This is a genomic window from Streptomyces sp. NPDC051315, assembly GCF_044455165.1.
Taxonomy (GTDB): Bacteria; Actinomycetota; Actinomycetes; order Streptomycetales; family Streptomycetaceae; genus Streptomyces.
On the sequence record NZ_JBITEN010000004.1, the window covers coordinates 419,033 to 441,856 of the forward strand.

At 71.8% G+C, this 22,824-nt stretch carries 23 protein-coding genes; 21 read left to right on the top strand and 2 right to left on the bottom strand.

From position 1 onward, the window contains the following. Window positions 1-11: 11 nt before the first annotated feature. From ACIBBD_RS11125 to ACIBBD_RS11155, 7 genes are all read left to right on the top strand, one after another. Complete coding sequence (locus tag ACIBBD_RS11125; RefSeq protein WP_399419035.1) at window positions 12-1,055, top strand: LacI family DNA-binding transcriptional regulator; 1,044 nt, start codon at window positions 12-14, stop codon at window positions 1,053-1,055. Between the two features lie 169 nt (window positions 1,056-1,224). Further along, on the top strand, window positions 1,225-1,875 hold the full coding sequence (locus ACIBBD_RS11130; RefSeq protein ID WP_399419036.1) for a GntR family transcriptional regulator: 651 nt from the start codon (window positions 1,225-1,227) through the stop codon (window positions 1,873-1,875). 53 nt (window positions 1,876-1,928) lie between these two features. Next, on the top strand, window positions 1,929-2,678 hold the full coding sequence (locus ACIBBD_RS11135; protein WP_399419037.1) for a PIG-L deacetylase family protein: 750 nt from the start codon (window positions 1,929-1,931) through the stop codon (window positions 2,676-2,678). Next, complete coding sequence (locus tag ACIBBD_RS11140; RefSeq protein ID WP_399419038.1) at window positions 2,675-3,385, top strand: 4-carboxy-4-hydroxy-2-oxoadipate aldolase/oxaloacetate decarboxylase; 711 nt, start codon at window positions 2,675-2,677, stop codon at window positions 3,383-3,385. The genes ACIBBD_RS11135 and ACIBBD_RS11140 overlap by 4 nt, the downstream gene beginning before the upstream one ends. Continuing rightward, window positions 3,382-4,494 (top strand): 4-oxalomesaconate tautomerase, encoded by a 1,113-nt coding sequence (locus tag ACIBBD_RS11145; RefSeq protein WP_399419039.1) that lies wholly within the window; start codon window positions 3,382-3,384, stop codon window positions 4,492-4,494. The genes ACIBBD_RS11140 and ACIBBD_RS11145 overlap by 4 nt, the downstream gene beginning before the upstream one ends. After that, window positions 4,491-5,441 carry a catechol 2,3-dioxygenase gene (locus tag ACIBBD_RS11150; RefSeq protein ID WP_399419040.1) on the top strand — a complete coding sequence of 317 codons (951 nt, stop codon included), beginning with the start codon at window positions 4,491-4,493 and terminating at the stop codon, window positions 5,439-5,441. Before ACIBBD_RS11145 ends, ACIBBD_RS11150 begins: the two co-directional genes overlap by 4 nt. 239 nt (window positions 5,442-5,680) lie before the next feature. After that, complete coding sequence (locus ACIBBD_RS11155; protein ID WP_399419041.1) at window positions 5,681-7,009, top strand: MFS transporter; 1,329 nt, start codon at window positions 5,681-5,683, stop codon at window positions 7,007-7,009. A gap of 420 nt (window positions 7,010-7,429) precedes the next feature. On the opposite strand, the gene ACIBBD_RS11160 is transcribed toward ACIBBD_RS11155, so the two are convergent. Next, on the bottom strand, window positions 7,430-7,843 hold the full coding sequence (locus tag ACIBBD_RS11160; protein WP_399419042.1) for a cupin domain-containing protein: 414 nt from the start codon (window positions 7,841-7,843) through the stop codon (window positions 7,430-7,432). A gap of 240 nt (window positions 7,844-8,083) precedes the next feature. Here ACIBBD_RS11160 and ACIBBD_RS11165 point away from each other — a divergent pair, with 240 nt between their 5' ends. The 12 genes from ACIBBD_RS11165 (at window position 8,084) to ACIBBD_RS11220 (ending at window position 19,438) form a co-directional block, all read left to right on the top strand. Beyond that, window positions 8,084-8,641: a carboxymuconolactone decarboxylase family protein gene (locus tag ACIBBD_RS11165; RefSeq protein ID WP_399419110.1), complete on the top strand. Its 558-nt coding sequence runs from the start codon at window positions 8,084-8,086 to the stop codon at window positions 8,639-8,641. A 38-nt stretch (window positions 8,642-8,679) separates the two neighbouring features. Continuing rightward, window positions 8,680-10,224 (top strand): sugar ABC transporter ATP-binding protein, encoded by a 1,545-nt coding sequence (locus tag ACIBBD_RS11170; RefSeq protein ID WP_399419043.1) that lies wholly within the window; start codon window positions 8,680-8,682, stop codon window positions 10,222-10,224. Continuing rightward, a complete protein-coding gene (locus tag ACIBBD_RS11175; RefSeq protein ID WP_399419044.1) occupies window positions 10,221-11,237 on the top strand; it encodes an ABC transporter permease in 1,017 nt (338 codons plus the stop codon). The genes ACIBBD_RS11170 and ACIBBD_RS11175 overlap by 4 nt, the downstream gene beginning before the upstream one ends. Before the next feature lie 113 nt (window positions 11,238-11,350). Continuing rightward, on the top strand, window positions 11,351-12,343 hold the full coding sequence (locus ACIBBD_RS11180) for a sugar ABC transporter substrate-binding protein (RefSeq protein WP_399419045.1): 993 nt from the start codon (window positions 11,351-11,353) through the stop codon (window positions 12,341-12,343). A 78-nt stretch (window positions 12,344-12,421) separates the two neighbouring features. After that, window positions 12,422-13,330 carry a LysR family transcriptional regulator gene (locus ACIBBD_RS11185; RefSeq protein ID WP_399419046.1) on the top strand — a complete coding sequence of 303 codons (909 nt, stop codon included), beginning with the start codon at window positions 12,422-12,424 and terminating at the stop codon, window positions 13,328-13,330. Window positions 13,331-13,487: 157 nt separating this feature from the next. Further along, on the top strand, window positions 13,488-14,408 hold the full coding sequence (locus ACIBBD_RS11190) for a VOC family protein (protein ID WP_399419047.1): 921 nt from the start codon (window positions 13,488-13,490) through the stop codon (window positions 14,406-14,408). 90 nt (window positions 14,409-14,498) lie between these two features. Further along, window positions 14,499-15,947 (top strand): NAD-dependent succinate-semialdehyde dehydrogenase, encoded by a 1,449-nt coding sequence (locus ACIBBD_RS11195; protein ID WP_399419048.1) that lies wholly within the window; start codon window positions 14,499-14,501, stop codon window positions 15,945-15,947. Beyond that, window positions 15,944-16,735 carry a fumarylacetoacetate hydrolase family protein gene (locus tag ACIBBD_RS11200; RefSeq protein ID WP_399419049.1) on the top strand — a complete coding sequence of 264 codons (792 nt, stop codon included), beginning with the start codon at window positions 15,944-15,946 and terminating at the stop codon, window positions 16,733-16,735. The genes ACIBBD_RS11195 and ACIBBD_RS11200 overlap by 4 nt, the downstream gene beginning before the upstream one ends. Further along, window positions 16,732-17,103, top strand: coding sequence for a VOC family protein (locus ACIBBD_RS11205; RefSeq protein WP_399419050.1), 372 nt, complete (start codon window positions 16,732-16,734; stop codon window positions 17,101-17,103). Before ACIBBD_RS11200 ends, ACIBBD_RS11205 begins: the two co-directional genes overlap by 4 nt. Before the next feature lie 26 nt (window positions 17,104-17,129). Next, window positions 17,130-17,933, top strand: a complete 804-nt coding sequence (locus ACIBBD_RS11210) for an alpha/beta fold hydrolase (RefSeq protein WP_399419051.1) — start codon at window positions 17,130-17,132, stop codon at window positions 17,931-17,933. Further along, the gene (locus tag ACIBBD_RS11215; protein WP_399419052.1) at window positions 17,930-18,406 is read left to right on the top strand and encodes a heme-binding protein; all 477 of its coding nucleotides are present in this window, start codon (window positions 17,930-17,932) and stop codon (window positions 18,404-18,406) included. Before ACIBBD_RS11210 ends, ACIBBD_RS11215 begins: the two co-directional genes overlap by 4 nt. A gap of 3 nt (window positions 18,407-18,409) precedes the next feature. Then, window positions 18,410-19,438, top strand: a complete 1,029-nt coding sequence (locus ACIBBD_RS11220; protein ID WP_399419053.1) for a methionine synthase II (cobalamin-independent)-like protein — start codon at window positions 18,410-18,412, stop codon at window positions 19,436-19,438. 92 nt (window positions 19,439-19,530) lie between these two features. Here the strand turns inward: ACIBBD_RS11220 and ACIBBD_RS11225 are convergent, their stop codons facing one another. Beyond that, window positions 19,531-19,818 carry a putative quinol monooxygenase gene (locus tag ACIBBD_RS11225; RefSeq protein ID WP_399419054.1) on the bottom strand — a complete coding sequence of 96 codons (288 nt, stop codon included), beginning with the start codon at window positions 19,816-19,818 and terminating at the stop codon, window positions 19,531-19,533. A 205-nt stretch (window positions 19,819-20,023) separates the two neighbouring features. On the opposite strand from ACIBBD_RS11225, the gene ACIBBD_RS11230 reads away from it, so the two are divergent. Then, window positions 20,024-21,472, top strand: coding sequence for an aldehyde dehydrogenase family protein (locus tag ACIBBD_RS11230; RefSeq protein WP_399419055.1), 1,449 nt, complete (start codon window positions 20,024-20,026; stop codon window positions 21,470-21,472). Between the two features lie 36 nt (window positions 21,473-21,508). Continuing rightward, window positions 21,509-22,717: an L-2-hydroxyglutarate oxidase gene (gene lhgO, locus ACIBBD_RS11235; protein ID WP_399419056.1), complete on the top strand. Its 1,209-nt coding sequence runs from the start codon at window positions 21,509-21,511 to the stop codon at window positions 22,715-22,717. Window positions 22,718-22,824 lie beyond the last annotated feature (107 nt).

Genomic DNA, 22,824 nt, shown 5'->3' on the forward strand with positions numbered 1-22,824 from the left:
ACGGTCCAATCATGAGACCGCCGACCATCCGTGACGTCGCCGAGCGGGCCGGGGTGTCCAAGTCGCTGGTCTCCCTGGTGCTGCGCGGCTCCGGCCAGGTGCGTGCCGAGAAGCGGGAGGCCGTGCTGCGGGCCGTGCGCGAGCTGGGCTACCGGCCCAACGCGGCCGCCCGCAGCCTCAGCGAGCAGCGCGCCCTCCCCGAGTCCCGGCCGCGTTCGAGCGGGGGGAGCCCCATGGTCGGCGTCCTCCTGAACGACCTGCGCAACCCCTGGTACGTCGACCTCCTCGACGGCCTCAACTCCCTGCTGAACGCGAGCGGCCGGCACATGCTGCTCGCCGACGCCCGTCTGAACCGCCGGGTCGGCCACGACCTCGCCGGCCCCTTCCTCGACCTCGGGGCCGACGGTCTGGTCGTCGTCGGGACGCTGCCCGACCCTGCCGCCCTGGACGCGGTCGCCGCCCGCATCCCGGTCGTCGTCGCGGCCGCCCGTGAGCCGGTGCCGGCCGGTGTGGACGTGGTCGCCAACGACGACGAGCGGGGTGCCCGGCTGGTCACCGAGCACCTGCTCGGCCTCGGCCACCGGCGGATCGCGCATGTCGCGGGCTACGGCGCCGTCGGCGAACTGCGCCGGCGCAGCTTCGAGGCGACGATGCGGGCGCACGGCCTGGACCGGCCGCCGGTCGAGCCGTGCGACATGACGGAGGAGGGCGGTTACCGCGCCGCCGTCCGGCTGCTGGCCCGCCCCGACCGGCCCACCGCCCTCTTCGCGGTGAACGACATGGCCTGCGTCGGCGCCCTGTCGGCGGCCGGGGAACTGGGCCTCGCCGTCCCGCGCGACCTGTCCGTCGCCGGTTACGACAACACGAGCGTCTCCCGGCTGCGCCATGTGTGGCTCACCACCGTCGACCACGCCGGCCACGAGGTCGGCCGCCGCGCCGCCCGCTGCCTCCTCGACCGCCTGGAACGGCCCGGGGGAGAGGGGCGGGTGCGGCTGGCGGCGCCGACGCTTCAGGTGCGGGGGACGACGGGGCCGCCCCGAGGGGGCGGCGACTGATCCGCGGAGTGGGGAGTGACGCAGGTCGTAGGCCCGGTGGTGCCGTCGCGCCACCGGGCCTCCGTCGTTCGTGCGGCCAGATTCGTCCCCCAATACAGCGGACAAAATTGTTGACAATCTTGTTTGGCTAGATTTAGGTTCGACAGGCACTCACTCAGGGAGGGCACACATGCCGAAAGAAGCCCGTCCGAGCACCGGGGAGCAGGCCAAACAGCACGCGCTCGCGCAGCTGAGGCAGGCGATCCTGCACGGCGAGATGGCACCGGCACAGCGGCTGGTGGAGAACGAACTCGCCGAGCAGCTCGGTGTGACGCGGGCCAGCATCCGCGCGGCACTCATCGACCTCGAGGCCCAGGGCCTCGTCGAACGGATCCGCAACCGCGGCTCGCGGGTGCGAGTGGTGACCGTGGAGGAAGCGGTCGCCATCACCGAGTGCCGCATGGTCCTGGAGGGGCTGTGCGCCGCGAAGGCGGCCGTCGGGGCCAGCGACGAGCAGCTGGGCGAGCTGAAGGAACTCGGTACGGCGATGACCAAGGCCGTGGCCGACGGCGAGCCGATGACCTACTCCGAACTCAACCAGGCCCTGCACGCCCGTATCCGGGAGTTCTCCGGCCAGCAGACGGCCGTGGACCTGCTGGAGCGGCTCAACGCGCAACTGGTGCGCCACCGTTTCCAGCTGGCGCTGAGGCCGGGGCGTCCGCAGCACTCCCTGAACGAGCATCTGGCGATGATCGAGACGATCACGGCCAGGGACCCGCAGGCGGCCGAGGCGGCCGTCCGCGCCCACCTCACCAGTGTGATCGAGGCGCTGCGCGACTGAGCGCCGGAGCACGCGAGGCGGGCGCGTCCACCTGTCACCAAGGAGATGTCAGCATGACCCAGGCCAACGCGCCCGCCACCCCACGATCGACCCTCGTCGTCACCGCGCACGCCGGGGACTTCGTGTGGCGTGCGGGCGGCGCCATCGCCCTGGCCGCCTCCCGGGGAGAGAAGGTCACCATCGCGTGCCTGACCTTCGGCGAGCGCGGCGAGTCCGCCAAGGCGTGGCGCGAGGGCAAGAAGCTCGACGAGATCAAGGCGATACGCCGGGACGAGGCCGAGCGCGCCGCCGCCACCCTCGGCGCCGAGGTCCGCTTCTTCGACGCCGGCGACTACCCGCTGGTCGCCACCGCCGAGCTGACCGACCAGCTCGTCGCCGTCTACCGCGAGACCCAGCCGGACGTCGTGCTCACGCACCCGACCGAGGACCCGTACAACGGTGACCACCCCGCCGCCAACCGCATGGCGCTGGAGGCCCGGGTCCTCGCCCAGGCCATCGGCTACCCGGGCGAGGGCGAGATCATCGGCGCCCCGCCGGTCTTCTACTTCGAGCCGCACCAGCCCGAGATGAGCGGCTTCAGGCCGGAGGTCCTCCTCGACATCACCGAGGTGTGGGAGACCAAGCGCAAGGCGATGGAGTGCCTCGGCGCCCAGCAGCACCTGTGGGACTACTACACCGACCTCGCCGTCCGTCGCGGCGTCCAGCTCAAGCGCAACGCCGGCCCGAACCTGGGCCTCGCCCACAAGACCATGGCCGAGGCGTACATGCGCCCGTACCCGCAGATCGCGAAGGAGCTGGCGTGAGCGGCGTGATCGTCACCAACCCGCCGAAGGCGGACCTGAAGGACGTCGACGCGCTGGCCGGTTTCGGGGTCGCGACGGTCAGCGAGGCGATGGGCCGGACCGGCCTGCTGGGCCCGGGCATCCGCCCCGTCCAGCAGGGCGTACGGGTCGCGGGCACGGCCGTCACCGTGCTCAGCTGGCCCGGCGACAACCTCATGATCCACGCCGCCGTCGAGCAGTGCGGCGAAGGCGACGTCCTGGTCGTCACCACGACCTCGCCGTCCACCGACGGGATGTTCGGCGAGCTGTTCGCCACCGCGCTCCAGCAGCGCGGGGTGCGCGGCCTGGTCATCAACGCCGGCATCCGCGACACCCAGGAGCTGCGCGAGATGAACTTCCCGGCCTGGTCGCGGGCCGTCTCCGCGCAGGGCACGGTGAAGGCCACCGGCGGGTCGGTGAACGTCCCGGTCGCCGTCGACGGCCAGGTGATCCGCCCCGGTGACGTGATCCTCGCCGACGACGACGGCGTGGTGGTCGTCCCGCGCGAGCGCGCCCGCGCCACCGTCGAGGCGTCCGAGGCCCGCGAGGCCAAGGAGGCGAAGTCCCGCGCCGCCTTCATCGACGGCGAACTGGGTCTGGACCGCTACGGGTTGCGCGACACGCTCAAGCGGCTCGGGGTCGAGTACCGGACCTACGAGGAGTACACCGGCGAGGGGGCGGGGTCGTGACCCGCGTGCCCGAGGAGGTGCCCTGCCTGCTGATGCGGGGCGGCACCTCCAAGGGCGCCTACTTCCTCGCCGGTGACCTGCCCGCCGAACCGGCCCCGCGCGACGAACTGCTGCTGCGGATCATGGGCAGCCCCGACGACCGCCAGATCGACGGGCTGGGCGGCGCCCACCCGCTCACCAGCAAGGTCGCCGTGATCTCGCCCTCGGCCGACCCGGACGCCGACGTCGACTACCTCTTTCTCCAGGTCGTGGTCGACCGGCCCGAGGTGAGCGACCGTCAGAACTGCGGCAACATCCTCGCCGGTGTCGGCCCGTTCGCCGTCGAGCGGGGGCTGGTGACAGCGGGGGAGGAGGAAACGTCCGTCCGCATCCGCATGGCCAACAGCGGCGACCTCGCCACCGCCACCTTCCCCACCCCCGGGGGCCGGGTCGACTACACCGGGGACGCCGAGATCTCGGGTGTGCCCGGCACGGCGGCCCCGGTGGTGATCGAGTTCCCGCCGAGCGCGACCCCGCTGCTGCCCACCGGCAACGTCCGTGACGAGATCGACGGCGTCCAGGTCACCTGCGTGGACAACGGCATGCCGACCGTGCTCATCGCCGCGACCTCGCTGAAGGTCACCGGGTACGAGACGCCCCGGGAGCTGGAGGGGGACGCGGCGCTCGCGGACCGGCTGCGGACGATCCGTCTCGCCGCCGGCCGGCTGATGGGCCTCGGGGACGTCTCGGACGCCACCGTGCCCAAGCTCACGCTCCTGGCGCCGCCCCGCGACGGGGGCGCGGTCACCACCCGCACCTTCATTCCCGTGCGCTGCCACCCCTCGATCGGGGTCCTCGGCGCTGCCAGCGTGGCAGCAGGCCTGCGGATCGAAGGCGGCGTCGGTGCGGACCTCGCGCGACTCGATGCCGGAGGTGACCGAGTCCGCATAGAACATCCCACCGGGTTCCTCGACATCGAAAGCAGCCTCGGGGCCACACCCGACGGCCTCCCCTCCGCCCGCCGCACCGCCGTGGTCCGCACGGCCCGCAAGATCTTCGACGGCACCGTGTTCCCCCGGTCCGCCGAGACGGCACCGATCCCCCCGCAACCCCAAGGAGGTCAACGATGACTCCGCCGCTCGGCGACATCGCCCACATCGGCCACGCCCAGCTCTTCACCCCGGACCTGGACGCCAGCGTCGGCTTCTTCACCGACTACCTGGGGCTCACCGTCAACGGTCAGGCCGGCGACACGGTCTACCTGCGGACCTTCGACGACTACGAGCACCACAGCCTGGTCCTCACCGCCCGCGAGCAGCCCGGCCTCGGCCGGCTCGCGCTGCGCACCTCCAGCGAGGAGGCGCTCCAGCGCCGTGTCGAGGCGGTCGAGACGGCGGGCGGCACCGGCACCTGGGTCGAGGACGAGCCCGGCCTCGGCAAGCTCTACGTCACCACCGACCCGGACGGCCACGAGCACGCCCTGTACTGGGAGAGCGAGTACTACCGGGCCCCCGACGAGCTGAGGCCCGCGCTGAAGAACCAGCCGCAGGCCAAGCCCAACCGGGGCGTGGGCGTACGGCGCCTGGACCACATCAACTTCCTCGCCGCCGACGTCCTCGCGAACGCCGAGTTCCAGCAGAACGTCCTCGGCGCCCGGCCGACGGAACAGATCCGGCTGGACAGCGGGAAGATCGCGGCGCGCTGGCTGACGTACACCGACAAGTCCTACGACGTCGTCTACACCTCGGACTGGACCGGCTCCGCCGGGCGGCTGCACCACATCGCCTTCGCGACCGACACCCGCGAGGACATCCTGCGCGCCGCCGACCTCGCCATCGACACCGGTGTGTTCATCGAGACGGGCCCGCACAAGCACGCCATCCAGCAGACGTTCTTCCTGTACGTCTACGAGCCCGGCGGCAACCGGATCGAGCTGTGCAACCCGCTCACGCGGCTCGTGCTGGCGCCCGACTGGCCGCTGATCACCTGGACCGAGGAGGAGCGGAAGAAGGGCCAGGCCTGGGGCCTGAAGACCATCGAGTCCTTCCACACGCACGGCACCCCGCCGGTCGCGTAGCGAGGGGTTCGGCACCAGGGGGGTGGGTCGCGCACGAGGTCGTGCGCGCCCGCCCCTTTGCCGTGTCCCACCCCGCTCATCACGGTTGCGGATCGCTGATGAGATTGTTGACAAAAGCGTTGACACTCCTGGGGTCGGTCCTTAGCGTCTAGCGCACCGGGTCAGCCGCACGAGCCGCGTCGACCCGCCTCATCGAGTCCCCTTCCAGGGAACGCCTCCTGGACGAGAGGAAAACAAAGATGTCCTCCTCCCCCGCTCTGTCCGCCCGCGGCAGCAGACTGGCCTTCCTGGTCGTCGGCCTGTGCTGGCTGGCCGTCCTCTTCGACGGCCTGGACATGTTCATCTACGGCTCGGTGCTGCCGCACCTGCTGGAGACGAAGACGTTCGGCCTCACCCCGGACCAGGCCGGTGACCTCGGCAGCTACGCCACCTTCGGCATGCTGGTCGGCGCCCTCACCGCCGGCACCGTCGCCGACCGGATCGGCCGCAAGAAGCTGATGGTCGCCTGTGTGGCCCTCTTCTCGCTGGCCTCCGCGGTGTGCGCGACAGCGGACAGCGTCGCGGTCTTCGGCCTCGGCCGGACCGTGGCGGGCGTCGGCCTCGGCGGTCTGCTGCCGACCGCGATCAGCATGGTCTCGGACTACGCCCCGCGCGGCCGCGGCGCCATCGTCATCGGCCTGCTGATGACCGCCCACCACGCCGGCGGCATCCTCTCCGCCTACGTCGCCAAGTGGCTGATCGACCCGGTCGGCTGGCGCGCGGCCTTCTGGGTCTGCGTGCTGCCGCTGCTGTTCGCGCCGGTGCTCGCGAAGTTCCTGCCCGAGTCGCTGAGCTTCCTCGTCGCCAAGGGCCGCACCGAGGAGGCCCGTGAGCTGGCCGCCCGCTACGACGTCGAGCTGCCCGCCGCCAAGTCCGGCAAGGAGGGCGCGGCCGACCGCTGGACCAACCTGCTCAACCTCTTCCGCGGCGGCGAGTGGGTGCAGACCGTGCTGTACTGGCTGGCCTCCTTCGGCGGCCTGCTCCTGGTCTACGGCGTCGCCACCTGGCTGCCCACCCTGATGCGGGCCGAGGGCTACGAGCTGGGCTCCGCCCTGTCCTTCGTGGTCGTCTTCAACCTCGGCGGCATCGTGGGCATGGTGGTGGCCGGCCGGGCCGCGGACCGCTTCGGCGCCCCGCGCATCTCGGCGATCTGGTTCGCGCTGACCGCCGCCGGCGTCTTCCTGCTCAGCGTGCACATGCCGCTGACGGTGACGATGATCGTCGTCTTCCTCACGGGCGTCTTCCTCAACAGCGCCCAGACGATGATCTACGCGACGGTCTCCATCCGCTCCCACCCCGACAGCCGCGCCACCGCCGTCGGCTGGACCTCCGGCATGGGCCGCTTCGGCGCCGTCTTCGGCCCGTGGCTCGGCGGCCAGCTGCTCGCCGCGAACCACGGCGACTGGGGCTTCACCGCCTTCGCGCTCGCCGGTCTCTCCTCCATGGTCTTCATCGGGATCGCCGCGCTGCGCACCCCGAAGGCGACCGGACAGAGCACCGGTCAGCAGGAACTCGTCGGGACGCACTGACCACCGCGACCGGACCGACCGGGGGTACGGACGAACGCCGGCCACCGCACGAGCGAGGTGCGGGGGCCGGCGTTCGGCGTGCGCGGCCGAGACCGTGAGGAGGGCGGGGCCTCTCGGGTGTCGGCGCCGTCGCGGCGATGCCGGGCGCGGGATCCGGGCGGCGGTCGGACAGCCGACGTGGTGCCCTTCTTCTTCGGTGGGTCTTCGGTGGGTTCGTTGCCGGCCGGAGGTGGGCGCCGGCGGGGAAGAGGGCGTGGCCGGGGGCGACGAGCAGGCGGAGCCCCCTCGTGGCCGACGAGGTCGGCGTCGTGCGGCTCGGGGAGACGAGGTCACGTCGTACGGCTCGGGCCGACGGGGTCACCGCCGTACGTCTCAGGGGCCGTGGGCCGGGCGCGCAGTCGGTGGGAGTCGGCCGCCGGGTCAGTCGTCCGAGCCCATCTGGTCCTCCGCCGACAGGTGTTCCACCGTCTTGCCCGTCTCGGTGAACGTGCGGGTCACATGGCCCGAGGAGTACACCCACAGGATGCGCAGCGGGCGGTCGCCGACGTTGCGGAAGAGGTGGGGGACGGGAGAGGGGATGTACGTGGTGTCGTACTGCTCCAGTCTGGTCGCCACGCCGTCGACCCAGACCTCGGCCTGGCCGTCGAGGATCGTCACGTGCTCGTCGCAGTTGTGCGAGTGCAGGGGCGCCCCGGAGCCGACCGGGTAGACGCTCATCCCGCTGGTGATCCGGTTCTCGCCGTTCGCCGACGGCGTGGTGATCAGCGGCGTCGTGACGACCGAGCCGCCGCGGTCCAGCAGCGGGACCGACGCGACCTTGATGATGGTGGTCATGCGGAGTTCCTCGTTCCTCTCCACTTCGCAGGGCATTGCGTCGAACGACGTTAGGTCGCGGCCCCGTGAATGGGGGGCCTCCGGCGCGCAGCTTTACCTTGCGTTCCGAGAAGGGTGAGCTGCTCGAACACGGCTGTACCTTCACCTGCACCGCACGGCATCACGACCCGTGCCCGTCATGCGCCGGAAAGAAAAGGCAGGTATCGGCCGATGAGGCTCCCCGTACTCGACGAAGAGGAAATGGATGCGCGGCAGCAGGAGCTGGCCGCCCGCATCGCCGGCCGCCGCGGTGCCGTCCGCGGTCCCTTCCGGGTCTGGCTGCACAGCCCGGAGATGTGCGAACGGGCGGAGTCACTCGGCGCCTTCGCCCGTTTCGACTGCAGCCTCCCCAGGCATCTGCGCGAGCTGAGCCTGCTGATGGCCGCCCGCAACTGGGACGCGCAGTACTCGTGGAACGCCCATGTGCACCAGGCCATCGAGGCCGGCATCCCGGAGGCCGCCGTGAAGGCGATCGCCGAGAAGCGGCAGGCCGTCTTCGACAGCGAGGCCGACCAGGCCTTCTACCAGTTCTGCCGCGAGATCCTCCAGGACCACTTCGTCACCGACGAGACCTTCGCCCGCGCCCACGAGCACTTCGGCGCCAAGGGCCTGGTCGACACCATCGGCGCGCTCGGCAACTTCACCATGCTCGGCATGTGCCTGAACACCTTCCAGGTGGACCTGCAGGCCGACAAGGAGCCCCCCTTCCCGGACATCCGCGGCTACGGGCGCGTGGCCCCCGACGGCGACCAGCCGTGACACCCCTCACGGACGAGAGCACGCAGGGAGGCACCGCTGTGACCCCCAGGACACCGGCCGGGTCCCCGGCCGACAGCGGCGCCGGCGCGGCACCCCGGGACGCGGTCATGCGCGTCCGGGGCGTCACCAAGAGCTTCGGTGGGGCCGCCGCGCTGAAAGGCGTCGATCTCGACCTGTACCCCGGTGAGATCCACGCGCTGATGGGCATGAACGGCGCCGGCAAGTCGACCCTGGTGCAGGTGCTGTCCGGCGTCCACCAGGCCGACGGCGGCAAGATCGAGGTCGACGGACGGGAGCAGCACGGGGTCACCGTGCGCAAGGCCCGCAAGCTCGGCATCGCCTGTGTGCCGCAGCGCCGCGAACTGGCCACGGGACTGACCGTCGCCGAGAACGTCATGCTCGGTGACCTGCCCACCCGCGGCCGTACCGTGCGCTGGAAGGAGGTCCGGGACGAGGCGCGCAGGGCGCTGACCGACCTCGGCATCGCCATCGACGTCGACCGGGTCGCCGGCACCCTCACCGTCGCCGAGCAGACCATGGTCGAGGTGGCCCGCGAGGTCCGCCGCGGCGGGCGCATCCTGATCCTGGACGAGCCGACCGCCTGCCTGAGCGCCAAGGACGCCCACCAGATCCGCTCCCTGGTGCGCACCCTGCGGGACGACGGTGTCGCCGTCGTCTACATCTCGCACTACATCGACGAGGTCATGGCCGTCGCCGACCGGCTCACGGTCCTGCGCGACGGGGCGGTGGTGACCAGCGCCCCGGCCGGGGCGATGGACCCCGCCTCCCTGGTGCGCAGCATGGTCGGCCGCGACGTCGTCTCACGCAGGCCCGAGCGCCCCGCGGCGAAGGACGAGAGCGGCCTGTCCGTACGCGGTCTGAGCCACGGCCGGGCCATCCAGGACTTCACCGTCGACGTGCGCAAGGGCGAGATCGTCGCCGTCCTCGGACCGGCGGGCGACGCCCAGTCGCGGCTGTTCGACCTGCTCTCCGGACGCCTGCGCCCGGACGGCGGCGAACTGCGGGTCGACGGCAGGGCCGTGCCCTTCGGCCGGATCCGCGCCTCGCTCGCCAGCGGCCTGCGCTGCGTCACCGGTGACCGCCGGACGCTGGGTCTGGTCCAGGGGATGTCCCTCGACGAGAACCTGATGCTGGCCGGCGACCGCTTCGCCCGCCGCAGGCTGCACCGCCGTAGTGAACTCGCCCGCCGCGCCGCCCCGTTGCGCGACAGCTACGGGGTGGTCTCCCTCGCCGGCAACCCGCCGGTGGGTGCGCTGTCCGGCGGCAACCAGCAGAAGGTCCTGCTCGGCAAGTGGCTGGAGACGGAGCCGGTCGCCTGCTTCCTCGAAGACCCCACCAACGGTGTCGACGTCGCCGCCATGGCCGACATCCACACCCTGGTCGACGACCTCGCCTCGCGCGGCGTGGCCGTGCTGCTCGCCTCCTCCTCCGCCGAGGAGGTCATGCGCCTCGCCGACCGTGTCGTCGTCGTCAGCGCCGGCCGCACGGTCGCCGAACACGACATCACCGCCATCACCCGCGACGAGCTCGTCGCCACTGCACTCGGAGGTCAGCCGCAGTGAGCCTCAAAGCCCCTTTCGCCACCCCGGACGTGGAGGCCGGCCCTCCGGAGCGCCCCACGCCCCGCCTGTCGGCGCAGGCCCTGCTGCGGATCCCGCACGGCGGTCTGATCGTCGTCCTCGTCCTGGTCGCGGTGTTCACCGCCGTCCAGGCGGACTCCTTCACCAGCTCGCAGAACCTGCTCAACGTGCTCCGCCAGATCAGCGTCACCGCCGTCATCGCGGCCGGACTGACCCTGCTGATGACCGCCGGCGGCATGGACTTCTCCATGGGCAGCAACGCGGCCGTGACCGTGTCGGTCGGTGCGACCCTGCTGCACGACGGCCGGTCCACCTTCCTGACCGTCGTCGTCACGCTGCTCCTCGCCACCGTGATCGGCCTGGTCAACGGCCTGGTGGTGACCTACACCCGGGTCGCCCCGTTCGTCGCCACCCTCGCCTCGGCGATGCTGCTGGACGGTGTCGCCCTGCTCGTCCTCAACGGCGAGTCCCTCACCATCGGCCAGCGGATGTGGGCGCTCGGCAACGACAAGGTGCTCGGCATCCCGTATCTGTGCGTCGTCGCGATCCTCGTGCTCGCGCTGATCGGGCTGGCGATGCGGTTCACCACCTTCGGCCGGGACGCCTTCGCCATGGGCGGCAACGAGCACGTGGCCCGCCTGAGCGGCATCAACGTCTCCGGACGCAAGCTCGCCCTGTACGCCCTCGCCGGTGCTCTGGCCGGTCTGGCCGGGCTCATGCTGCTCTCCCGGCTCGGCGCCGCCGCGCCCAACACGGGCGGCCTGCAACTGCAGTTGACCGCTGTCGCGGCGGTCGTCATCGGCGGCACCTCGCTCGCCGGCGGCCACGGCACCGTCGTCGGCACGGTCCTCGGCGTGGTCCTGCTCGGTGTGGTCGCCAACGCGCTGAACCTGCTCCAGGTCAACAGCTACTACCAGTTCGTCGTGACCGGCGGGGTGCTCCTCGTCGCCGCGATCATCAACGAGTTCCAGCGCACGTCCTCGCCGGGCCACTAGCGCCGTACGGACAGCAGCGCTCCGCCGGGCCCGCGCCTCCCCCTTCCCCGCCGCGCGCCCCCACGCCGTCGCACCACCACCTTCTCTTCGACGATGCAGGAAAGGCCCACCCCATGAAGCCCATCGCCCTCCCCCGCGCTCGAACGCACTGGCGCGGGGGAACCCCCCGCCGCACCGCCGCGGTCTCCCTCGTCGGCACCGCCGCCCTGGTGCTCGCCGGCTGCGGCCCGGCGAACGACGCAGCGGGTTCCGCCGAGGGGTCGGTCACCCTCGGATTCGTGAACGGCGCCAACACCCATTTCCACCAGTGTCTGCTCAAGTCCGTCGAGCAGACGGCCAAGGCGGAGGGGGCCGAGGTCCTCACGGCCAACTCCAAGCAGGACGCCGGTACGGAGCTGTCCAACATCGAGGACATGATCTCCCGGAGCGTGGACGCCCTGATCGTGCAGACGGTCAACGTGGACGCCCTCGAGGGCGACATCGCCAAGGCGAAGAGCGCCGGTGTGCCGATCTACCTGACCTCCGTCGCCACCTCCGACACGTCGGACGTCCTGGGTGTCGCCAAGGTCGACCTGAAGAAGGTGGGCGCACTGGACGCCGGCTGGATAGCCGAGGACGCGGCCGGCGAGGACGTGCAGGTCGGCATCGTCGCGGGCGCCCCGGGGGCGGCCTCGGACCTGCTCGTGGGCGGCTTCAAGGGGGCGCTGCCGGCCACCGCGAAGGTGGTCGCGAACCAGCCCGGAATGTTCAATCCCGCAAAGGCCCAGGACGTGGCCGAGAACATGATCCAGGGCAATCCGGACCTCGACTACGCCTTCGTCGCCAACGAGGAGATGGCCTTCGCCGTCCGCAAGGCGTTCGACGCCGCCGGTGCGAAGAACGTCAAGATCGTCACCGTGAACGGCACCGAGGACGGCCTGGCCGCCGTCAGGAGCGGCCAGCTGTCGGCGACCGTCGCGAACTCGGCGAAGACGATCGGCGAGACGGCCGTGAAGAACACCATCGCGCTTCTCGACGACAGGAAGGTTGACAAGATTGCTGACATTCCTCTTGTGTTGGTGACCAAGGACAACCTGAGCCAGGCCCCCCAGTACTGCCCGGAGTGACGACGTCCCGGGCACACCCGGTGGACCCCTTTGCTCCCGCCCTCGACGCCGCGGTCGGGAGCCGCAATCGGAGGAATCATGGACCGCTTGCTGCTGATGCACAGTTTCGTCACTGTCGCTCAGGCCGGAAGCTTCAACGGGGCCGCCAGGAAACTGGGCTCCTCGGGTTCCCTGGTCTCACGGCACGTGGCGGAGCTGGAGCGACAGGTGGGGGTCCGCCTGGTCAACCGCACGGCCCGCTCGGTGAGTCTCACCGAGCCGGGACTGCGGTACGCGGAATTCGCCGCCCGCATCCTGGACGAGATCGAGGCGCAGGACGCGGCGATCGCCGACTCGCACGACCGTGCGGAAGGCACGCTGAGCATCATCTGCCCGAAATGGATAGGCAGCCTGGACCTCGGTGACGCGATAGCCGCCTTCTCCGCCGCCCATCCGAAAATCCAGGTCCGTTTCGAACTCGGCGGAATGTCCGACCGCACCTACGATTTCCTGGACAGCGGATTCGACATCGCCTTCCACACCCGGGACCTGCGCGACTCCAGCGTCCGTCTGAAGAAGATCGCCTCCCTGCCCTTCGTCCTGTGCGCCTCGGCCAAGTACATCGAGCGGCGCGGCACCCTCGCGCACCCCAACGACGTCGCCCACCACGACTGCCTGGTCCACGTCAACGACCCGGTCTGGCGCATCGGCCACGGCCACGCCAGCACCCTGCACAAGATCCGCAACATCGCCTTCTCGTCCAACTCCTACCTGGCCCTGCAGAAGGCCGCCGTGCACGGCCGCGGCATCGCCCTGGTGCCCCAGCGGCCGGCCTACGACGACCTCGTCTCGGGTGCCCTGCAGGTCCTGCTGCCGGAACTGGCGGTCCCGGACCGCCCCCTGTACGCGATCTACGGCCCCGGCCAGGACACCCCGCGCAAGATCAGCGTGTTCCTGGACTTCCTCTCCGAGTGGTTCTCACAGAACCCGATTCCGGCGATCCGGTAACCCGGGCGTCGCCGCCGGTATCGGCGGCTGCGGCACAGGGGCGCCGGTGCGGGGACGCGGGCGCAACAAAGGATTGCGAGTTGTGCACAGCTCGGCCCATTGAGGCCCCGGCGACCCCGAACCTACGCTCACCAGGCGACCCGGAAACGAGGAATGCATGGGAATCCAGAGAATCGAATCGGTCACCTACGGCATCGCCGACCTCGACGAATGCGTCCGGTTCTTCGACGACTTCGGTCTGTTCCTGGTGGAGCGGACCGAGGAACACGCGGTGTTCGAGACGCTCACCGGGCAGACGCTCCACCTCGACACCGACCCGAGCCCGCTGCTGCCCCCGCCGGTGGAGGACGGCCCCACCCTGCGCGAGGTCGTGTGGGGCGTCGACACCCGCGAGGAACTGCGGCGGCTGGTGACCGCCGTCGGCCGTGACCACGCGGTGCGCGAGAGCGCCGACGGCGTCTTCCACACCGTCGACCGCAGCGGCTTCGGCGTGGGCCTGACCCTCGCCCGGCCGAAGAGGACGGCGGTCGAGCCCCGGCCCGCCAACACCCTCGGCAGCGTCAACCGCTGGAACACCGCCCTGGAGCCGCTCACCCGCGCCCACCCGCTGCGGATGTGCCATGTCGCCCTCAACATCGCCAAGGAGGGCAGGGGCGAGGCGGTCGCCTTCTACACCGACCTCCTCGGTTTCCGCCCCACCGACGTCGTGGAACCGATGGGCGTCTTCATGCAGGCCCCCGGCGACGACGACCAGCACACGATGCTGCTGTGCCACCGCCCCGACCGCGTGAGCGTGAACCACATCGCCTACGAGGTGCCCGGCTTCGACGACGTGATCGAGGGCGGCAACCACATGATCGAGCGGGGCTGGCGGGAGGCCCGCAGACTCGGCCGGCACACCATCGGCTCCAACGTCTTCCGCTTCCTGCACGCCCCGTGCGGGGGCCGCGTCGAGTACGCCGCCGACATGGACCGCGTCGACGACGGCTACGAGACCCGCGTCCACGAGACGACCCCGCCGCACCACATCTGGGCCCTGCGCACCCACCGCGACCAGGACGCCACCACCGCGCCCTGAGCCCCACCCGGCTCTCCCGCCGACCCTCTCCCGGCCGCCGAAGACCGGGGGAGCCCATCTCGCTCCGCTCGCCTGAGAGGGCACCCACCCATGACCACCGACCACGGTTATCCCGCCGTCCGCCTGTACATCGCGGGCGAGTGGTGCCAGGGCGGCACCGGACGTACCGCCCCGATCGTGAACCCGGCCACCGAGGAGGTGATCGGAGAAGTACCCCTGGCCACCCCCGCCGACCTGGACCGCGCGCTCGACGCCGCCGCGGAGGGCTTCCGTACGTGGCGCGCCACGCCCGTGGCCAGGCGCACCGCGATCCTGCACGCCGCCGCCGGCCTGCTCGCCGAGCGCGCCGCCGAGGTCGGGCGGATCATGACGCTGGAGCAGGGCAAGCCCCTCGTCGAGGCCACCGGCGAGACCCGTCGGGTCGCCGACACCCTGCGCTGGCACGCCGACGACGCCCGCCGCGCCTACGGCCGCCTCATCCCCTCCGCGCCCGGCACCGTGCTCTCGGTGCGCCGCGAGCCGATCGGCCCCGTCGCCGCCTTCGTCCCGTGGAACTTCCCGGCCGGCGGCCCGATGCGGAAGATCTCCTCCGCGCTCTCGGCCGGGTGCTCGATCGTGATCAAGGCCTCGGAGGAGACTCCGGCCACCGCCATGGAACTCGTGCGCTGCTTCGTCGACGCCGGGCTGCCGGCCGGCGTCCTCAACCTCGTCTTCGGCGAGCCCGCCGAGGTCTCCGCCCACCTGATCGCCTCCCCGGTGATCCGGCTGGTCGCCTTCACCGGCTCGGTGCCCGTCGGCAAGCTGCTCGCCGCGCAGGCCGGGGAGGTCATGAAGCCGTCCCTGATGGAGCTCGGCGGCCACGCCCCGGTCATCGTCTGCGCGGACGCCGACCCCGTGCGGGCCGCCCGCAGGGCCGCGCGGGCCAAGTTCGTCAACGCCGGCCAGGTCTGCACCTCGCCCAGCCGCTTCCTCGTCCACGAGAGCCTCGTCGAGGAGTTCACCGCCGCGTTCGTGAAGGCGGCCGAGGCGGTCGTCGTCGGCGACGGGCTGGCCGAGGGCACCACCATGGGCCCGCTCGCCAACGAGCGCCGGCTGAAGGCGCTGGAGCGGCTCACCGCCGACGCCGTCTCCCGCGGCGCCACGGTCCTCACCGGCGGGGAGCGCCCGGACCGCCCCGGCTACTTCTTCGCGCCGACCGTCCTCACCGGCGTACCCGAGGAGGCGGAGCTGCTGCGGGAGGAGCCGTTCGGGCCGATCGCGCCGATCCTGCCGTTCGCCGACCTCGACGAGGCGCTCGCGATCGCGAACGCGCTGCCGTACGGACTGGCCGCGTACGGGTTCACCGACTCCGCCGCGACCGCGGAGAGGCTGTCCGGCGAACTGGAGGCCGGCATCCTGTCGATCAACCACTGCGGCGGCTCCGTCCACGAGGCCCCCTCCGGCGGCGTCAAGGACAGCGGCTACGGCCGCGAGGGCGGGCCCGAGGCGCTGGACGCCTATCTGGTCACCAAGCGCGTCTCCCACCTGCTGGTGCCATGAGGTACGCACGGCTGTCGGTCGGCGGACGGGCGGTGTGGGGCCGGGTGGGGGAGACGGACGTGGAACTGCTGTCCGGCTCGCCGATCGACGGCGACCCCCGTGTCATCGGCACCGTCCAGCGCGAGACGGCCGTCTGGCTGCCGCCCGTCGTCCCTCCCGTCTTCTACGCCGTCGGTCTGAACTACCCCCGCCACATCGAGCACGCGGCCAGGCTCGGCAACGCGGCCGCCGTCCTGCCCGAGCGCCCCGAGGTCGGCTACCGCGCCAACAACGCGCTCACCGGTCATCTCCGTCCCGTCGTCAAGCCGGCGTCGGCGCAGGGGCGGTTCGAGGCCGAGCCCGAACTCGTCGCCGTCATCGGCCGCACACTCAGGTACGCCAGCCACGCGGAGGCCCGCGCGTCGGTCTTCGGCTGGACCATCGGCAACGACGTCAGCGCCCGTACCTGGCAGCACCAGGACCGCACCTTCTGGCGCAGCAAGAACAGCGACACCTTCAAGCCCATGGGGCCGTGGATCGAGACCGACGTCGACGCCCTGGCCCAGACGACCACGCTCCGCGTCAACGGTGAGGAGCGGGCCTCGTTCCCCACCGGCGACATGGTCTTCGACCCCTTCGACTACATCGTCGAGATCACGAAGCACATCACCATGCACCCCGGTGACGTGCTGTGGATGGGCGCCGAGTCGACCTGCGGGATCGAACCCGGGGACACCGTGGAGATCGAGATCACCGGCATCGGTGTGCTGTCCAACCCCGTTCACCTCGAAGGGAATCACCCGTCATGAGCGCAGAACCCCGCTACATCCACCACGTCAACTTCCCCACCACCGACCCCGACCGGACCGCCGAGTGGTACGCCAAGGTCTTCGGCATGAAGCGGATCATGCCCAAGTCCAACACCCGTGTGGTGCTGATGACCCGGGGCAACTTCGACCTCCACTTCACGCCGGTGGAGGAGATGGAGCGGATGGCTCCCTACCACTTCGCCGTCGAGGTCGACGACTGGGACGAGTTCCTGGCGCACCTCGAGGAGCTGGGCATCCGGCACACCCGCCCGATCCAGCGCCCCGAGAACCAGTCGAAGTTCTGCTACATCCACGACCCCGACCACACCATGATCGAGCTCGTCCACCACGCCAAGCGCCCCCACTGAGCCCGCACCCACAGGAGTTCTCTCCCATGCCCCTCGCCGACTCCGACGGCACCTCCCTCTACTACGAGCGCCACGGCAGTGGTCCGGCGATCCTGTTCGTGCACGGCAGCGGCGGCCACCACGCCGCCTGGTGGCAGCAAGTGGCCGCCCTGCGTGACGAGTTCACCGTGGTCACCATGGACCTGCGCGGCTTCGGCAAGTCCGACGCGCCCATCCCCGCGCACTCGTCCCGGCCCGTGTTCGACGGCCAGGCCTTCCCCGGTGACGTCGTCGCCGTCCTCGACCAGGAGGACCTCACCGACGTCATGCTGGTCGGCCAGTCCATCGGCTCGGTGGCCGCCCTGCGCGCCGGGCTGACGCGTCCCGAGCGGGTCTCCTCCGTCGTCCTCGGCCACTCCCTGGGCGGCATCAGCCACCCCGAGCTGAAGGAGCTCGCCGCCGCCGACCGCGCCGAGGCCGTCAAGCTCCCGGTCGTCGACCGCCTGCTGACCCGGCGGTTCCAGCAGGAGCGCGCCGACCTCACCTTCCTCTTCCAGCAGATGGGCACCTTCAACGTGGCCCGGATGCAGGACCTGCGCAACCTCGACACCGACGGCCCCTCCCTGGAGGAGATCGAGGCGTCGGGCGTGAAGGTCGCCTTCCTGGCGGGCGAGAAGGACGCGGTCCTGAGCGTCAGGACCGTCACCCGCGCCCACGAACTGCTGCCCGGCTCCCACCTGGAGATCGTCCCGGGCGCCCCGCACTCCATGTACTGGGAGACGCCGGGCCCCTACAACGCGGCGGTCGCCCGTCTGCGCCGCACCCTCACCGCACCGAAGGAAGCCGCATGAGCAGCCTGACCCTGGCCGCCGCCGAGGAGATCGTCGAAGCCGCCCACCAGCGGGCCCTGGCCGTCGGGAAGGCGGTGAGCGTCGCCGTCGTGGACGCCGGCGGCTTCCCGGTCGCCATCCGCCGCCCGGACGGCGCCCGCCCCCTCACCCCGGACATCGCCCGCGCCAAGGCCTACACCGCGGCGATCATGCAGCGCCCCGGCACGATGCTGAAGAAGTGGCAGGAGAGCCAGCCCGTCTTCTTCTCCCAGCTCTCCCAGCTGCCCGGCGCGGCGCTGCCGATCATGGCCGCGGAGGGCAGCGTCACCATCAAGAAGGACGGCGAGATCATCGGCGGCCTCGGCATCGCCGGCGGCACCGCGGACGAGGACCAGCAGATCGCCGAAGAGGTCCTCGCCTCCCTCGGCTACGAGCTGGAGTTCGCCGCCTGGGGCGTCGCGGGCCGGCCGGCCGGGTCCGGAAAGGACGCGTGACCCATGGCGGACACCTTCAACTACCGCATCGACCACCACGGCAGCCTGGTCCGCCCGGCCGAGCTCACCGCCGCCCGCGCGGCCGGTGACCCTGAGGCCCTGCGGGAGGCCGAACTCAAGGCGGTCCAGGACGCGGTCGTCCTCCAGCGCAGGCTGCGCTGCACCGTCGTCACCGACGGCGACTACCCGCGCGAGGACTTCCGCAGCGCCGTCCTCGACGCGGTCTCCGGCTTCCGCCGTACGGAGGATGTCGGCCCGGACGGCCTGGTGCGCTGGGTCGCCGAGTCCCTCCCCAAGGCCGACGGCCCGCTGCTCGCGGACTGGGCCGGCCGGCTCGCCGAACTGACGGTGATCGCCCCCAAGGCGTCCCTGCCCTCCCCGGCGTACCTGGCCGCCACCACCTTCCGGCCCGGCCTCGGCGTGTCCTCCGCGAGGGAACTCGGCGAGGCCCTCGCGGAGATCGTCCGGGCGGAGATCGCGCTGCTGGTCTCCCGGGGGGTACGGCTCGTCCAGCTCAACAACCCGCTCCTGCTCGGCCAGCTGGCCACCGACCCGGCCGGCCCCGGCGCCCTGTCCTTCGAGGACGCCCTCGCCGTGGAGGCCCTCGCCGTCCGGCTGGACGAGCGTCCCGAGGGCGTCCGCATCGGCCTCGCGCCCGGCTGGGCCGCGCCGGCGGAGGTGGACCGGGCCCGCGCTGAGAAGCTGTACGGCGAGGTCGGAGCCGACCGCTGGATCCTGCCGTTCGACCAGGGCACCCCGGCCGAGCTCGACCTGGTGCGGGCGTTGCCGGAGGGCCGGGACGTGTGCCTGGGCGTGGTGGACGCGACCGTGCCGGAACCGGAAAACATCGACACGGTCATGAGCCGCATCGACGCGGTCGGCGCGTTCAAGGACCTCGAGGACGCGGCCGTGTCCCCGTCCCGCGGCTTCGCCGACGTGGCGGGCCGGCCGCTGCTCGGCGCCGAGGACCAGCACCGGAAGCTCGTGCTGGTGGAGACCATCGCCCGCTACTGCTGGGGCAACGAGTTCTGACGACACGCAGGGCCGGGCGACTCGGGGGAGTGCCCGGCCCTGACGACGAAAGGACGGGCGACTCAGGGGACGGACCGGCCCTTCGCCCGTGCCTACAGCACCTCGGCGAACGTCACCGTCCGGTCCGTCAGCAGCGGCCACACCGTCTCCACGATCAGCTCCCTGAAGTGGTCGGCGGCCTTGTGCGCCTCGAAACCGGCCCGGTCGGCGTACCGCTCGTACAGCAGGAAGCCGCCGGGCCGCCCCTCCACGGCGTGCACCTCGTACCCCTCGTTCGCCGGTTCGGCGCGGGTGTGCTCGCGCACCTTCAGCAGCGCGGCGCGCACGCCCGCCTCGTCGGCGGGCTCGCAGCGGTAGTGGGCGACGACTGCGTAGGCCATCTCTGTCTCTCCTCACGTCCTAATCACCGTGCCTGTGGCCCGGTGATTCCAGCACGGACCCGGCCCTGTCCGACCCGCGCACGGTGCAACCAATGCCTGCTGCCCCGGGGCTGGTGGCACCGCCCCGACGTGGTGTGTTGTCGCTTCCGGCCCCAGCCCAGACCGCACGGCCCCGCACCGTGGCCGACGAAGGAAGTGACCCGACATGCGTACCGTGGAAACCCTCTCCGGCGGGGAGTGGTTGGCGACCGCCGAATGGATCGACGTCCTCGACCCCGCTGACGTCCGCACCCCGATCGCCCGCGTCCCGGCCCTCGCCGCCAAGGACGTCACCCGGGCCTTCGACCACGCCGAGCGCGGCTTCGCCGTCTGGAAGCGCACCAGCCCCTTCGAGCGGGCCCGCGTCTTCACCGACGCCGCCCGGCTGATCCGCGACCGGGTCGAGGAGATCGCCGCCGACGTCACCGCCGAGAACGGCAAGACCCTGGCCGAGGCCACCGCCGAGACCCTCAAGGCCGCCGACTTCCTGGAGTACTACGCGGGCCTGGCCCGCCAGGGCTACGGCACCCTCCTGCACGACGTACGGCCGCACCACCGCACCCACACCCAGCGCGAGCCGATCGGCGTGATCCTGGTGATCAGCCCGTGGAACGATCCGCTGATCACCCCGGCCCGCAAGCTCGCCCCGCTGCTCGCCGCCGGCAACGCGGCCGTGTTCAAGCCGGCCACCGAGACCCCGCTCTCCGGCCTGCACTTCGCGCGCGCCCTGCACGACGCGGGCCTGCCCGCCGGGGTGCTGAACGTCGTCACCGGCCGCACGGCGGAGATCGAGCAGGCCCTCCTCGACGACCCGCGGATCGCCGGCATCACCTTCACCGGCTCCAACGCGGTCGGCAACCGCATCCGCCGCCGCCTCACCGACCGCAACGTCCGCTTCCAGGGCGAACTCGGCGGCAAGAACGCGTCGGTGGTCCTCAGGGACGCCGACCTGCCGGCCGCCGCCCGGGCCGTCGTCGCCGCCGCCTTCGGCCAGGCCGGCCAGCGCTGCACCGCCACCAGCCGGGTGATCGTCGAGCAGCCGGTGTACGAGGAGTTCACCCGCCTGCTGGTCGCCGGGGTCGAGGCGCTCCGGGTCGGCCCGGGCAGCGACCCGGCGACCACCCTGTGCCCGCTGTCCAGTCCCCGGCAGCGCGACAGCGTCCTCGCCGACCTGGCCCGGGCCGTCGAGCAGGGCGCCACCGTCCTCACCGGCGGCGAGGCCGACACCGAGGGCGAGCGGGCGCACGGCTGCTACGTGCGGCCCACCGTGCTCGCCGACGTGACGCCCGGGACGGCGATCTGGCGCGAGGAAGTCTTCGGACCGGTGCTCGCACTGCGAGCCGTACCCGGCTTCGAGGCGGCCGTCGAGGCCGTCAACGACTCCGGCTTCGGGCTGGCCGCCGCCGTCTTCACCCGTGACCTCGCCGCCGCGTACCGCTTCGCGGACGAGGCCGAGTGCGGGCAGGTCGCCGTCAACACCACCACCACCGGGTGGGACGTCCATCTGCCGTTCGGCGGGTTCCGGGACTCCGGCACCGCCTACAAGGAGCAGGGCGAGGAAGTCCTGCGTTTCTCCACGCGCGTCAAGACGGTCGCCGTCCACTTCGGCGCCTGACGATCGGGAGCGGCAACACGAGAGAGGAGGATGCCGATGGCTGACGAGACGATCGGCGTCGTCGGCGCCGGGATCGTGGGTCTGGCCACGGCCCGCGAGATCGCCCTGAGCCGGCCCGGCACCCGGGTCGTGGTCCTCGACAAGGAGCGGGAGGTCTCGCTCCACCAGACCGGCCACAACTCGGGCGTCGTCCACGCCGGCATCTACTACACGCCCGGCAGCCTCAAGGCCGACCTGTGCGTGCGCGGCGTGTCCCTGCTGCGCGAGTACTGCCAGGAACGGCGGCTGCCCTACCGGGAGATCGGCAAACTGGTCGTCGCCGTCCGCGAGGACGAACTCGGCCGGATGAACGACCTCCACGAGCGGGCCAGGAACAACCACGTGCCCGACCTGAGGAAGATCTCCCGGGAGGAGATCCGGGAGCTCGAACCGCACGCCGGCGGCGTCGCCGCGCTGCACTCGCCGCGCACCGCGATCACCGACTACCCGGCGGTCGCCCGCGCCTTCGCCCAGGACGTCGTCGACGCGGGCGGCGAGGTACGGCTCGGCTTCCCCGTCACCGGCATCACGAACGTGCCGGGCGGCATCGAGGTGGCCTCCGGGCAGGAGCGGGTGCGCGTGGACCGGCTGGTCCTGTGCGCGGGCCTGCACTCCGACGCCGTGGCGCGGCTGGCGCGGGACGGACGGGAACCGCGGATCATCCCGTTCCGGGGCGAGTACATGCTGCTCAAGCCGGAGAGGACGGACCTGGTGCGCGGCCTGATCTACCCGGTGCCCGACCCGCGCTACCCCTTCCTCGGCGTGCACTTCACCCCCCGCGTGGACGGCTCCGTGGAGGTCGGCCCCAACGCGGTCCTGGCCCTGGCCAGGGAGGGCTACACACGGACCAGGATCTCCCCGCGGGACCTGCTCGCCCTCGCCGCATATCCCGGCGCCTGGAGGATGGCCGCCCGGCACTGGCGCACCGGCATCAAGGAGTACCGCGGCTCCTTCTCCACGGCGGCCTTCATGAAGGACGCCGGGCTGTACGTCCCCGGCGTCGGCGTCCAGGACGTCGTACGCGGCGGGGCGGGCGTGCGCGCCCAGGCCCTGGACCGCGACGGCACCCTGGTCGACGACTTCCGCATCCATCGGCTGGGCCGGGTCACCGCCGTCCGCAACGCGCCCTCGCCGGCCGCGACGGCCTCCATGGCGATCGCCGAGCACATCGTCGGCGCCGTGTTCGGGGACCCGTCCACCCCCTGACACCCCTGCGTGGAACGCCCTGCGTACAGCGCCTTTTCACGCAACAACAGCTTGCGCTCCCAGGGGCTCCGCAAGGCCGCACGGCCCGCCTAGCGTTCCCCCCGCAA

Excerpts from the sequence above, each read along its gene's own strand:
- ACIBBD_RS11125 (WP_399419035.1), top strand. The coding sequence starts at position 12 with ATGAGACCGCCGACCATCCGTGACGTCGCCGAGCGGGCCGGGGTGTCC.
- ACIBBD_RS11130 (WP_399419036.1), top strand. The coding sequence starts at position 1,225 with ATGCCGAAAGAAGCCCGTCCGAGCACCGGGGAGCAGGCCAAACAGCAC.
- ACIBBD_RS11135 (WP_399419037.1), top strand. The coding sequence starts at position 1,929 with ATGACCCAGGCCAACGCGCCCGCCACCCCACGATCGACCCTCGTCGTC.
- ACIBBD_RS11150 (WP_399419040.1), top strand. The coding sequence starts at position 4,491 with ATGACTCCGCCGCTCGGCGACATCGCCCACATCGGCCACGCCCAGCTC.
- ACIBBD_RS11155 (WP_399419041.1), top strand. The coding sequence starts at position 5,681 with ATGTCCTCCTCCCCCGCTCTGTCCGCCCGCGGCAGCAGACTGGCCTTC.
- ACIBBD_RS11160 (WP_399419042.1), bottom strand. The coding sequence starts at position 7,843 with ATGACCACCATCATCAAGGTCGCGTCGGTCCCGCTGCTGGACCGCGGC.
- ACIBBD_RS11165 (WP_399419110.1), top strand. The coding sequence starts at position 8,084 with ATGGATGCGCGGCAGCAGGAGCTGGCCGCCCGCATCGCCGGCCGCCGC.
- ACIBBD_RS11180 (WP_399419045.1), top strand. The coding sequence starts at position 11,351 with ATGAAGCCCATCGCCCTCCCCCGCGCTCGAACGCACTGGCGCGGGGGA.
- ACIBBD_RS11185 (WP_399419046.1), top strand. The coding sequence starts at position 12,422 with ATGGACCGCTTGCTGCTGATGCACAGTTTCGTCACTGTCGCTCAGGCC.
- ACIBBD_RS11190 (WP_399419047.1), top strand. The coding sequence starts at position 13,488 with ATGGGAATCCAGAGAATCGAATCGGTCACCTACGGCATCGCCGACCTC.
- ACIBBD_RS11195 (WP_399419048.1), top strand. The coding sequence starts at position 14,499 with ATGACCACCGACCACGGTTATCCCGCCGTCCGCCTGTACATCGCGGGC.
- ACIBBD_RS11200 (WP_399419049.1), top strand. The coding sequence starts at position 15,944 with ATGAGGTACGCACGGCTGTCGGTCGGCGGACGGGCGGTGTGGGGCCGG.
- ACIBBD_RS11205 (WP_399419050.1), top strand. The coding sequence starts at position 16,732 with ATGAGCGCAGAACCCCGCTACATCCACCACGTCAACTTCCCCACCACC.
- ACIBBD_RS11210 (WP_399419051.1), top strand. The coding sequence starts at position 17,130 with ATGCCCCTCGCCGACTCCGACGGCACCTCCCTCTACTACGAGCGCCAC.
- ACIBBD_RS11215 (WP_399419052.1), top strand. The coding sequence starts at position 17,930 with ATGAGCAGCCTGACCCTGGCCGCCGCCGAGGAGATCGTCGAAGCCGCC.
- ACIBBD_RS11220 (WP_399419053.1), top strand. The coding sequence starts at position 18,410 with ATGGCGGACACCTTCAACTACCGCATCGACCACCACGGCAGCCTGGTC.
- ACIBBD_RS11225 (WP_399419054.1), bottom strand. The coding sequence starts at position 19,818 with ATGGCCTACGCAGTCGTCGCCCACTACCGCTGCGAGCCCGCCGACGAG.
- ACIBBD_RS11230 (WP_399419055.1), top strand. The coding sequence starts at position 20,024 with ATGCGTACCGTGGAAACCCTCTCCGGCGGGGAGTGGTTGGCGACCGCC.
- lhgO (WP_399419056.1), top strand. The coding sequence starts at position 21,509 with ATGGCTGACGAGACGATCGGCGTCGTCGGCGCCGGGATCGTGGGTCTG.